Annotated in this window: 10 protein-coding genes; 8 read left to right on the top strand and 2 right to left on the bottom strand. The window is 53.9% G+C overall.

The window, feature by feature from the left end; genetic code table 11:
- Positions 1-77: 77 nt before the first annotated feature.
- Positions 78-1,439 carry a 6-phospho-alpha-glucosidase gene (locus tag HC231_RS06025; protein WP_208230159.1) on the bottom strand — a complete coding sequence of 454 codons (1,362 nt, stop codon included), beginning with the start codon at positions 1,437-1,439 and terminating at the stop codon, positions 78-80.
- Between the two features lie 13 nt (positions 1,440-1,452).
- Positions 1,453-3,015, bottom strand: coding sequence for a PTS transporter subunit EIIC (locus HC231_RS06030; RefSeq protein ID WP_208230160.1), 1,563 nt, complete (start codon positions 3,013-3,015; stop codon positions 1,453-1,455).
- 369 nt (positions 3,016-3,384) lie between these two features.
- Between HC231_RS06030 and ndk the strand changes: the two genes are divergently transcribed.
- The 8 genes from ndk (at position 3,385) to bamB (ending at position 11,569) form a co-directional block, all read left to right on the top strand.
- Positions 3,385-3,816, top strand: coding sequence for a nucleoside-diphosphate kinase (gene ndk / locus HC231_RS06035; protein WP_208230161.1), 432 nt, complete (start codon positions 3,385-3,387; stop codon positions 3,814-3,816).
- 305 nt (positions 3,817-4,121) lie between these two features.
- Positions 4,122-5,318 carry a dual-specificity RNA methyltransferase RlmN gene (gene rlmN / locus HC231_RS06040; protein ID WP_208230162.1) on the top strand — a complete coding sequence of 399 codons (1,197 nt, stop codon included), beginning with the start codon at positions 4,122-4,124 and terminating at the stop codon, positions 5,316-5,318.
- Between the two features lie 146 nt (positions 5,319-5,464).
- Positions 5,465-6,220: a type IV pilus biogenesis/stability protein PilW gene (pilW, locus tag HC231_RS06045; RefSeq protein ID WP_208230163.1), complete on the top strand. Its 756-nt coding sequence runs from the start codon at positions 5,465-5,467 to the stop codon at positions 6,218-6,220.
- Positions 6,210-7,181, top strand: coding sequence for a cytoskeleton protein RodZ (gene rodZ, locus HC231_RS06050; protein ID WP_208230164.1), 972 nt, complete (start codon positions 6,210-6,212; stop codon positions 7,179-7,181). Before pilW ends, rodZ begins: the two co-directional genes overlap by 11 nt.
- 42 nt (positions 7,182-7,223) lie before the next feature.
- Positions 7,224-8,345 carry a flavodoxin-dependent (E)-4-hydroxy-3-methylbut-2-enyl-diphosphate synthase gene (gene ispG, locus HC231_RS06055; RefSeq protein WP_208230165.1) on the top strand — a complete coding sequence of 374 codons (1,122 nt, stop codon included), beginning with the start codon at positions 7,224-7,226 and terminating at the stop codon, positions 8,343-8,345.
- A 126-nt stretch (positions 8,346-8,471) separates the two neighbouring features.
- Positions 8,472-9,746: a histidine--tRNA ligase gene (gene hisS / locus HC231_RS06060; protein ID WP_208230166.1), complete on the top strand. Its 1,275-nt coding sequence runs from the start codon at positions 8,472-8,474 to the stop codon at positions 9,744-9,746.
- 13 nt (positions 9,747-9,759) lie between these two features.
- Complete coding sequence (locus tag HC231_RS06065; RefSeq protein WP_208230167.1) at positions 9,760-10,380, top strand: YfgM family protein; 621 nt, start codon at positions 9,760-9,762, stop codon at positions 10,378-10,380.
- 10 nt (positions 10,381-10,390) lie between these two features.
- Entirely contained in the window at positions 10,391-11,569 is a 1,179-nt protein-coding gene (gene bamB, locus HC231_RS06070; protein WP_208230168.1) for an outer membrane protein assembly factor BamB, read from the top strand.
- Positions 11,570-11,672 lie beyond the last annotated feature (103 nt).

The following is an 11,672-nucleotide window of genomic DNA, read 5'->3' on the forward strand; positions in this document are numbered from 1 at the left end:
GGGCTGAGGAATTCAGCCCCGATGTGAAATGATGGCGGACATTGTCAGCGATTTTATCCGTCCCGACAAGTAGGCGCTTACTGCTCGACGCCGTTCTTATAGGCTTGCTTCAACTGCGGCCAGTACTCGCTATTGGCCGCGATCATCTCATCAAGAATGGCTTTGGCGTGTTGCATGGTCGGCACGGTACGGTTAAGGGTAAAAGCCTGCAACGCTTTCTCGTAGCTGCCCTCTATGGTCGCTTCAACCAGCAGTTGTTCCGAAGCCAACTGTTGTTCCAGCAGCGCGCGGTGAAACTGCGGCACATTGCCCATGCGGACCGGTTCCGGCCCTTGCGCGGTAATGTAGGCCGGCACTTCCACCATGGCGTCGTAAGGCAGGTTGGCGATCGCGCCCTTGTTTTCCACAATCACCAGATGACGCTGGCGCAGGTCAAAAGCCAGCGAGCAGGCGACATCGACAATGAACGCGCCGTGTACGCCGACATGGAAGGCATCGGGCAGAATACCGGTCTCTTTATAACTGGCCGCGGCGGCGAACAGTTTCTTCTCGCGTCCGTCCATTACCTCATTGGCGCGGGTGTAGTTTGGATCCTGATGTTCAACGATGTCGTTAGGCATCAGGTAATACTGTAAATAAGGGTTGGGGACGAACTGCGGAAAATGATCCATGATCGGTTTAATGTTGCGCCAGGTTTTGACCCAGGATGGATCGGCGTGCTGCGGGTCGGTATCGGCCGCATCGGCGGTCAACAGACCGTATTGCGCGATATGCTGACGCAACTCCGGCAGGCGATCGACGCCATCGACCAAAACGCGGGTAAACCAGCCGAAATGGTTAAGGCCGAAATAGTCCACGGTGATCTCTTCGCGCGTCACGCCAAGTACGGCGGCGATATTACGCATTGCGGCAACCGGCATATCGCAGATATTCAGTACCCGGGCCTGAGGGCGCAGACGGCGGATCCCTTCGGCAACAATCGCCGCGGGATTGGAATAGTTGACGATCCAGGCGTCTTTATGCGCATAACGCTCGACCAGATCGATCAGCTCGACCATCGGTAGTATCGTCCTCAGCCCGTAGGCCAGTCCGCCGGGGCCGCAGGTTTCTTGTCCGACTACGCCGTGGCGCAGGGGGATTTTTTCATCCTGCTCGCGCATTCTATATTGGCCGACGCGCATCTGGGCAAAGACAAAGTGCGCGCCGCTGAATGCCGTTTGCGCATCGGTGGTGGTGGTAAAGATGATTTCTTCGCTGTGATCGCGGATCACTTTTTCGACCACCGGGGCAATGGTCGCCTGACGCTCGCCGTCAATGTCGTATAAGCGTATTTCCGCCAGCGGGAAATCGGCGAGACGCACCATCAGACTCTTTACGATGCCTGGCGTATAGGTGCTGCCGCCGCCGGCGATGGTCAGAATGAACGGGGGTTTGATCATAAACTGTCTCCTGTTAAAGCGCGTTTTCAACTGCTTCGCGTATCGTTTTGACATGAAGCCCGTATACCACCTGCACGTTGTTGCCCTGACGGATAACCGCTTTGGCGCCGGTGGCTTTAAGCTGCTGCTCGTCGACAATGGCGGGATCGATGACCGTGACCCGCAGGCGGGTATAACAGTTATCCACCACGTCGATATTAGGTTTGCCGCCGAGCCCGGCGATGATGGTTAAGCCGACAAGATGGCTATCGTCTTTGAGCTGCTGTTGGGTCTTTTCCTGATATTCCGTTTTGGAATACAGGCGGGTTTCCTCTTCAGCGGATTCGCGCCCCGGCGTCGGCATATCGAAATAGAGAATCAGGAAGCGGAAAACAAAGAAGTAAATGACGGACATGATTAATCCGACCACGATGTACATCGGCCAGTTGGACTTTTCGATGCCCAGCGGCAGGTTGTACAGCAGGAAGTCGATGACGCCGTTGGCGCCGATGGCATGAACGCCCAGCACATAGAACAGCATCATGCCGAGTCCGGTGAGTACGGCATGAACGACAAACAGCAACGGCGCGACGAATAAGAAGGAGAATTCCAGCGGTTCGGTCACCCCCAGCAGAAAAGAGGTAAAGGCCGCGGGGATCAGAATCGCTTTGGCGGCCATGCGTTTTTCCGGCTTGGCGGTGACGTACATGGCCAGCGCCGCGGCTGTCAGGCCGAACATTTTACTGATCCCGCGCGCATCCCAGGCGACGGTAGGGCTGAGCTGTTTTACGCTCTGACAGGCCATCTCGGCGAAGTAGATGTTACGCGCGCCCTGGTACAGATTGCCGCAGACTTCCGCGGAACCCCCCAGTTCGGTGTACAGGAATGGCGTATACACCAGATGGTGTAATCCGGTCGGGATCAGAATACGTTCAAGGAAACCGTAGATGGCGACGCCGAAGGGGCCGGCGCCTTTGATGGCGAACGCCAGATGGGTAATGCCCTGTTGGGCGAACGGCCAAAGGGCGCTCATAACGAAGCCGAGCGCGATAGCCAGCGGAATCGCCAGGATAGCGACGAAGCAGTGGCCGGAATAGATCGCCATGACGCCGTCGAACTGTTTACTTGAATAGCGGTTATACAGATAGCCGGCAAACGCGCCGATCAGAATACCGGCGAAAACGCCCATCTCCAGTACCTGAACGCCCAGAACCATGCCTTGTCCGGCGGCCCGCATCTCTGCGGCAGGCACCAGTTTGCCCTGTAGCTGGAGCGTAATGTTCATCGCGTTGATGAAGATGATAAAGGTCACCAGACCGATCAGCGCGGCATAGCCTTTGTCGCGCTTGGCCAGTCCGATGGGGATGCCGACAGCAAACACCAACGCCAGATTAGCCAGTATCGCGACGGCGGATTTAGACACCAACTGGCCGAAATCCTGAATCAGCGGGTGATTGAGAAAGGGAACGTAACCTGCCAGATTGCCGTTGCCGAATAGATTGCCAAAGGCGATAAACAGCCCGACGATGGGTAAAATCAGCACAGGTCCATACAACGATTTGCCAAAATTCTGTAAGGCATTAACCGCTCTTTTCATTATCAGCCCTCTTGGTGGCTATTATTAAGTGGGTACAGTGAGAGGCTAGCAGCGAATGAAAGATAATTTCTAGTTATCTTGTTGTTTTAAAAACAAATAACGCATAGTGTTACATGTAACCCTCAGAACTGTGATCGCTGATGATTTGTTATGGATTTTCAGTTCCGCCGGGGAAAAGGAATACGGTAGGAGAAGATCGAAAATTAAGGGAGATAAAGGTAGGGGAGAAGATAATATTTTTTTAATAAAATGTTATTTCTCTGATAGGCAAGCGGTTCCCGTCCCCCTATAATCTGCGCCACTTTTATTGGCCAGAATTACTATTCTTTCAATCCGGCCGCCATCTGACAGTTATTGAACGAGGTCAATATGACGATAGAACGTACCTTTTCCATCGTGAAACCGAATGCGGTGGCAAAGAACGCCATCGGTGCGATTTATGCGCGTTTTGAAAGCGCGGGCTTTAAAATTGTTGCAGCCAAAATGCTGCATTTGACCCGCGAACAGGCTGAAGGCTTTTATGCCGAACATCAGGGCAAGCCGTTTTTTGACGGGCTGATATCGTTCATGATATCGGGTCCGATCATGGTGCAGGTGCTGGAAGGCGAAAACGCGGTTCAACGTAACCGCGACATCATGGGCGCCACGAACCCGGCTAACGCGCTGGCGGGTACGCTGCGGGCCGACTATGCTGATAGCCTGACGGAAAATGCGGTGCACGGTTCAGACTCCATTGAATCCGCGCAGCGCGAAATCGCGTATTTTTTCAGCGCTGACGAGATCTGCCCGCGTAATAGCTAGTCAGAGCGATTTTAAACGTCGCCTGCGACGGCCCGAAAGGGTGATGGGCAGGAAGCCCATCATAAAAAATCGCCGGGAGCGATTTTAAACGTCGCCTGCGACGGCCCGAAAGGGTGATGGGCAGGAAGCCCATCATAAAAAATGCGGCGATAGTAGCTTAGCCGTTTTAAACTTTGTACAATGCGGCGCCCCGGTGAGCCTGCGCTTGTCCGGGGCGTTTCTTTATACCCAGCATCTTGAAATCCATTGGGTATGCTATTCTTCTTACCGTGCCATAACGTGTAACAACGAGGCCAAGAGTTCTTATGTCTGAACAAATCGTGTCTGAACAAACCGTATCCGAATTTTCGCCGGCGTCCGCCGCAGCCCCCCTATCCGCCAAGACGGGGGCGGAAAAAGTCAACCTGCTGGATCTTAACCGTCCGCAAATGCGGGAGTTTTTTACTTCATTGGGAGAGAAACCCTTCCGCGCCGATCAGGTAATGAAGTGGATCTATCACTATTGCTGTGACGACTTCTCCCAGATGACGGACATTAACAAGGCGTTCCGTACCAAACTACAACAGGTCGCCGAGATTCGCGCGCCGGAAGTGGTGGATGAACAGCGCTCTTCCGATGGCACCATCAAGTGGGCGATTCTGGTCGGCGGCCAGCGGGTGGAAACCGTCTATATTCCGGAAGAGGACAGGGCGACGCTGTGCGTCTCTTCTCAGGTCGGCTGTGCGCTGGAGTGTAAATTCTGTTCAACCGCGCAGCAGGGATTTAACCGTAACCTGCGCGTGTCTGAAATTATCGGCCAGGTATGGCGCGCGGCAAAAATTATCGGCGCGTATAAAGTCACCGGCCAGCGGCCGATTACCAACGTGGTTATGATGGGAATGGGAGAACCCCTGCTCAATTTGACCAACGTGGTGCCGGCGATGGAAATTATGCTGGATGACTTCGGCTTCGGGCTGTCGAAACGGCGCGTCACGCTGTCGACGTCCGGCGTGGTGCCCGCGTTGGATAAGCTGGGCGACATGATCGATGTGGCTTTGGCTATCTCCCTGCATGCGCCAAACGATGAAATCCGCAACGAAATCATGCCGCTTAATAAGAAGTATAATATTGAAACGTTCCTGGGAGCGGTGCGGCGTTATTTGGAAAAATCCAATGCCAATCAGGGACGAGTGACGGTGGAATACGTGATGCTGGACCATATCAACGATGGTACGGAACACGCGCACCAATTGGCCGAATGTCTGAAAAACACGCCTTGCAAGATTAACCTGATCCCGTGGAACCCGTTCCCCGGCGCGCCTTATGGCCGCAGTTCCAATAGCCGCGTCGATCGTTTTTCCAAAGTGCTTATGGAATATGGTTTTACCACCATTGTGCGCAAAACGCGCGGCGACGATATTGATGCCGCCTGCGGTCAGCTTGCCGGTGAAGTGGTGGACAGAACCAAACGTACGTTGAAGAAAAAAATGGCGGGTGAACCTATCTCGGTTAAAACGGTCTGACACCTAATGGTTTGGGTATGAAAGTAATAATGCTTTTGCGAGCTTACTCATATTCAGCTCACTGATGGATGGCTGCGGTCGTGCGCGGATTAAGGTAACATAATCGCCGGTAATCTGGCTGGGACGACAACGGAAGGACGTCAGGCGTGACACGACAGTTAAGACAGGGAAAAGGACGGCGGCTGGTTTTCGTCGCCGTATTGTTGGCGGGGTGCAGTCAGTCGCCCCATGAGAAGGGCAATCCGGCGGCGCAAACCCGTTTGCAGTTGGGGTTGGAGTATCTGGCGCGCAATAATCTTGACGCTGCTCGCCAAAATCTTGAAAAAGCGCTGCAAACCGCGCCGCAAGATTATCGTACTCAACTGGGGATGGCGCTTTATGAGCAACGGATAGGTGAACATCAGGCTGCGGAAAAGCGTTATCGGCTGGCGTTGAAGCTGGCGCCGGAAAACGGCGGGGTAATGAATAATTACGGTGCGTTTTTGTGTGGTTTAGGGCAGTATGTAGCGGCGCAGCAACAGTTTAGTTCGGCTGCTCAACTCCCCGATTACCATCAGGCTGCCGATGCATTGGAGAATGCAGGATATTGTTTTTTCAAAGCCGGGCAGAATGATAATGCGCGCAGCGTATTAAGCCGGGCACTGAAGTATGATCCTAAGAAAGGCGTCATGCTGTTAACAGAGGCGGATAAACGGTTCTCTGCCGGAAAATACGAGCAGGCTCAATCGCTTCTGGATGTTTATCAGCATATTCTCCCGGACAGTGCCGAGAGTTTATGGTTACAGATTCGTTTCGCCGCGTTGGCGGGTCATGATGGCGATATTGAACGTTATGGCAGATCGCTGGCGCGAAGTTTTCCACAATCTAAACAGTACCAGCAATTCTTAGCTAATGAATACTGAAGCCACTCAAGATAATACAGCATCAACTATTCCCGGCGAACGTCTTCGTCAGGCGCGTGAACGCCTGGGATTGACTCAGCAGATCGTCGCCGATCGTTTGTGTCTTAAGCTTTCGATTGTACGTGAAATTGAAGAAGGCAATGTGTCAGCCAATCTGGCGCCGACTTTTTTACGCGGTTATATCCGTTCCTATGCGAAGTTGGTTCATGTGCCGGAAGGCGAATTATTACCCATGCTGGATAAGCATGTGGTTCCCAAAGCCTCTAACGTCGCGCCTATGCAGAGCTTCTCCCTGGGGAAAAGCCGTAAGAAACGAGATGGCTGGTTAATGACCTTCACCTGGCTGGTGGTCATCATCGTGCTGGGGTTGACCGGCGCATGGTGGTGGCAGAATCACCAGGCGCAACAGCAGGAAATTAACAGTATGGTCGATCATGCCACTTCGATGCAGGCGCAGAGCGAGGGGCAAGAGGTGCCGTTGATGGATAACTCGGAGTCAACGGATCTGGCGGCTTCCAACGCGGCGCCTTCTTCACCGGCGGATGTGCCGGCGAATACGGAAAGTTCAGCGCCTGAACAACATACTGAATCCGTGCCTGCCCCGGCTGCGGCCCCGACCCCCGCGCCGTCCGCTCCCGCGCCGCAGCCCGCGACGAGCGATATGAGCCAGAACGCGATAACGCCGGCCGCGCCAGAGCATGCCCCGGTTGCCGAATCGCAAGCGCTGGTGATGAGTTTCAATGCCGATTGCTGGCTTGAGGTGACGGATGCCAGCGGAAAGAAACTGTTCAGCGGGCTGCAACATAATGGCGGCTCTTTGAATCTGAGCGGTCAGGCTCCTTACAGTTTGAAAATTGGCGCGCCTGCCGCGGTACAGATTCAATTTCAAGGTAAGCCGGTCGATTTAAGCCGGTTTGTAAGAAGCAATCAGGTTGCACGTCTGACGTTGGCGGCGGAATAACTTAATCGCTACCTGTGACGTTGCAATTGTGGAGAAGAAGTAATGCATAACGCTGCACCCATCACCCGCCGGAAATCAAAACGGATTTACGTCGGCAAGGTGCCTATTGGTGATGGCGCGCCGATTGCGGTGCAGTCCATGACCAACACCCGAACCACTGATGTTGAAGCGACGGTTAATCAAATCAAATCACTGGAACGCGTCGGTGTTGATATTGTGCGTGTTTCCGTTCCAACCATGGATGCGGCGGAAGCGTTCAAGCTCATTAAACAGCAGGTGAATGTCCCGCTGGTGGCCGATATCCATTTTGACTACCGTATTGCGTTGAAGGTAGCGGAATACGGCGTCGATTGCCTGCGTATCAATCCGGGCAATATCGGTAACGAAGAGCGTATCCGCTCCGTTGTCGACTGCGCGCGCGATAAAAATATCCCGATACGTATTGGCGTTAACGGCGGATCGCTGGAAAAAGATTTGCAGGAAAAGTATGGCGAACCAACGCCGGAAGCTCTGTTGGAGTCCGCCATGCGCCACGTAGATATTCTCGATCGTCTCAATTTCGATCAGTTTAAGGTCAGCGTAAAAGCATCCGATGTTTTTCTGGCGGTGCAGTCTTACCGACTGCTGGCGTCGCGTATCGATCAGCCGTTGCATCTGGGGATCACCGAAGCCGGCGGCGCGCGCAGCGGGGCGGTTAAGTCGGCGATTGGGCTTGGTCTGCTGTTGTCGGAAGGGATCGGGGATACCCTGCGTATTTCGCTGGCGGCCGATCCGGTGGAAGAGGTTAAAGTTGGGTTCGATATTCTGAAGTCGCTGCGTATTCGCTCGCGCGGCATCAATTTTATCGCTTGTCCGACCTGCTCACGGCAGGAGTTTGATGTCATCGGCACCGTGAATGCGCTGGAACAGCGTCTGGAAGACATTATCACGCCGATGGATGTGTCTATCATCGGTTGCGTGGTTAACGGGCCGGGCGAGGCGCTGGTTTCCACTATCGGCGTGACAGGCGGACATAATAAGAGCGGCTTCTATGAGGACGGCGTTCGTCAGCGTGAACGTTTTGATAATGAACAGATGATCGATCAACTGGAAGCGAAAATCCGTGCCAAGGCTTCCATGATGGATGAAAGCCGGCGCATTACGGTAAATCTGGTTGATAAATAACCGTGCCGGCGCGGCCGCCCGCAAAAAGACGACTCTTGAACCCGATGGGGATCCTTCGCATTGAAGATGCTATGCCGATCCCCCTATAATCGGGTTTATTTTTTGAAAAATGCATAGAGAACAGACGTGGCAAAAAATATTCAAGCCATCCGCGGCATGAACGATTACCTGCCGGCCGATACGGCGTTGTGGCAGCGTATTGAAAACAGCCTGAAACAGGTGCTCAGCAGCTACGGCTATAGTGAAATCCGTACCCCTATCGTTGAGCAAACATCGTTGTTTAAACGCGCCATCGGCGAAGTGACCGATGTGGTTGAAAAAGAGATGTATACCTTTGAGGATCGTAACGGCGATAGTCTGACGTTGCGCCCTGAGAATACGGCGAGTTGTGTTCGCGCCGGTATTGAACACGGTATTCTCTACAATCAGGAACAGCGTCTGTGGTATTGCGGGCCGATGTTTCGCCATGAGCGTCCGCAGAAGGGGCGCTATCGCCAGTTCCATCAGATGGGCTGTGAAGTCTTCGGCTTGCAGGGGCCGGACATTGACGCCGAACTGATTCTGATGACGGCGCGCTGGTGGCGGGTGCTGGGTATTTCGGAGCATGTCAGCCTGGAGTTGAATTCGATTGGTTCGCTGGAAGCGCGCGCCAACTATCGTGAAGCGCTGATTGCGTTTCTTGAACAGCATAAAGACCAGCTTGATGAAGATTGTCTGCGTCGCATGTATACCAATCCGCTGCGAGTGCTGGACTCTAAGAACGCTCAGGTGCAGACGCTGCTGGATGACGCGCCGGTGCTGACCGATTATCTTGATGACGAATCCCGCATCCACTTTGAATCATTGTGTGAACTTTTAACGCAGGCAGGTATCCCATATACCGTTAATCCGCGTTTGGTTCGCGGCCTGGATTATTATAACCGCACCGTTTTCGAGTGGGTGACCAACAGTCTGGGCGCACAGGGCACGGTTTGTGCCGGCGGCCGTTATGACGGTATGGTTGAACAACTGGGCGGACATGCCACGCCATCCGTGGGTTTTGCGATGGGGCTGGAGCGTTTGGTTCTGCTGGTGCAGTCCGTCAATCCTGAGTTTAAGGCGCTTCCGGTCGTTGACGTCTATCTGATTTCGTCGGGCGACGGCACTCAGATTGCCGCGATGAAACTGGCTGAGACATTACGTGATGCGTTGCCGCAATTGAAACTGATGACCAACTATGGCGGCGGCAATTTTAAAAAGCAATTTGCCCGGGCCGATAAATGGGGCGCTCGCATTGCGCTGGTCCTCGGTGAAAACGAAGTCGCCGCGGGTCAGGTAGTGATTAAAAACCTGAGTAATGGCGAGCAGGATACATTGGCACAGGCTGACGTTGCGGCAAAATTGGCAACGTTACTGGATTGAGGAGAGATACACCGTGGAAGCCTATACCACAGAGAATGAGCAGGTTGATGCGTTACGTCGTTTCTTCACGGAAAATGGGAAAGCGTTAGCTGTTGGTGTTGTGCTTGGTGTCGGCGCACTGGTTGGCTGGCGTTTCTGGCTGAATCACCAGAACAACAGCGCAATGGCGTCATCTGCGTCATATCAGCAAATCACCGATCGCCTGGCGGAAGGTAAAGCTGAAGACGTCGCATCGGCGGAGAAATTTTCCGCTGAGAATAAAAATAATTATGGTGTGCTGGCATCGCTGGAGCTGGCTCGTCACTATGTGGATCAAAAGGATTTTGCTAAAGCGGAACAACAGCTGGTGCAAGCTCAATCCCAAACTAAAGACGCCGATCTGCTCTCTCTGGTGAATTTACGCCTGGCGCGAATTCAACTGCAGGAAAACAAAGCGGATGAAGCGCTGAAAACGCTGGATGCCATTAAGTCGGATGGTTGGGTTGCTCTGGCTGCGGAAGTCCGTGGCGACGCCCTGGTCAGTAAAGGGGATAGCCAGGCTGCGCGCGAAGCTTATAACAAAGGTCTGGCCGCTAATCCACCGCAGGCGCTGCAAGCATTCCTGCGTATGAAACTGAACAACCTGTCCAGCTAAGAGGAATTCCATGCAATTGCGTAAAACACTTTTGGTAGGACTGGTGTCTGCTGCCCTGCTGAGCGGATGTTCGCTGTTTAACAGCGAGGAAGATGTCGTCACTATGTCTCCATTGCCGACGGTGGAAAATCAGTTCACGCCGACCAAGGTTTGGAGCCGTTCGGTAGGTAGCGGCATCGGCGAATTTTATTCCAATCTGCATCCTGCCTGGCAGGACAACCACGTATTTGCCGCCGATCGCAAAGGGACGGTGAAAGCGTTGGATCTGGATAGCGGCGCGGAAATCTGGCATACCGATCTGTCTGAAAAAGCCGGATTTTTCTCCCGGACGCCGGCGTTATTATCCGGCGGCGTAGCAGTGGCGGGTAACCATGTCTACGTCGGCAGCGAAAAGGCACAGGTGTTTGCTCTGAACGCCGAGGACGGCACGTTGGCATGGCAAACCAAAGTGGCTGGCGAAGTGCTCTCACGTCCGGTGAGCAGCGACGGCGTTGTGCTGATTCATACCAGCAACGGCATGTTGCAGGCGTTGGATGAAGCCGACGGCGCAATAAAATGGACGGTTAACCTGGATATGCCGACGCTTTCGCTGCGCGGCGAATCGGCGCCGACCACCGCGTATGGCGCGGCTATCGTCGGCGGCGACAACGGGCGTGTGAATGCCGTGCTGATTAATCAGGGGCAGTTAATCTGGCAGCAACGTATTTCGCAGCCGAGCGGAGCCACGGAAATCGATCGCCTGAACGATGTCGATACCACGCCGGTTGTTGCGGGCGAACTGGTCTATGCCCTGGGCTATAACGGCAACATGACCGCGCTGGACCTGCGTTCCGGTCAAATCATGTGGAAACGGGAACTGGGGTCGGTGCATGATTTCATCGTCGACGGCGACCATATTTATCTGGTGGATCAGAATGACCGCGTTGTGGCATTGAACACCAATGGCGGCGTGAACCTATGGCGTCAGAGCGATCTGCTGCACCGTAATTTGACGGCGCCGGTGCTGTATAATGGTTACCTGGTGGTGGGTGACGCGGAAGGCTACCTGCATTGGTTGAATACGGCGGATGGCCGTTTTGTCGCTCAGCAGAAAGTGGATAGCTCCGGTTTCCTGAGCAAGCCGGTGATCGCCAGCGATAAGCTGCTTATCCAGGCGAAAAACGGTGAAGTTTACGCATTTACCCGCTAGTTAAAAGCAGAACGTTTGGATCGCTGCCACCGCAGGTGATCCCCCAACGGCTCCTGACAGCATCAGGGGCCGTTTCGTCTTTTATCGTCGGCAAGTGTGCTTG

Source organism: Brenneria izadpanahii (assembly GCF_017569925.1).
GTDB classification, from domain to species: Bacteria; Pseudomonadota; Gammaproteobacteria; order Enterobacterales; family Enterobacteriaceae; genus Brenneria; species Brenneria izadpanahii.

What these genes read in the sequence shown, in the direction of transcription:
- HC231_RS06025 (WP_208230159.1), bottom strand. Translation starts at nt 1,439, where the DNA reads ATGATCAAACCCCCGTTCATTCTGACCATCGCCGGCGGCGGCAGCACC.
- HC231_RS06030 (WP_208230160.1), bottom strand. Translation starts at nt 3,015, where the DNA reads ATGAAAAGAGCGGTTAATGCCTTACAGAATTTTGGCAAATCGTTGTAT.
- ndk (WP_208230161.1), top strand. Translation starts at nt 3,385, where the DNA reads ATGACGATAGAACGTACCTTTTCCATCGTGAAACCGAATGCGGTGGCA.
- rlmN (WP_208230162.1), top strand. Translation starts at nt 4,122, where the DNA reads ATGTCTGAACAAATCGTGTCTGAACAAACCGTATCCGAATTTTCGCCG.
- rodZ (WP_208230164.1), top strand. Translation starts at nt 6,210, where the DNA reads ATGAATACTGAAGCCACTCAAGATAATACAGCATCAACTATTCCCGGC.
- ispG (WP_208230165.1), top strand. Translation starts at nt 7,224, where the DNA reads ATGCATAACGCTGCACCCATCACCCGCCGGAAATCAAAACGGATTTAC.
- bamB (WP_208230168.1), top strand. Translation starts at nt 10,391, where the DNA reads ATGCAATTGCGTAAAACACTTTTGGTAGGACTGGTGTCTGCTGCCCTG.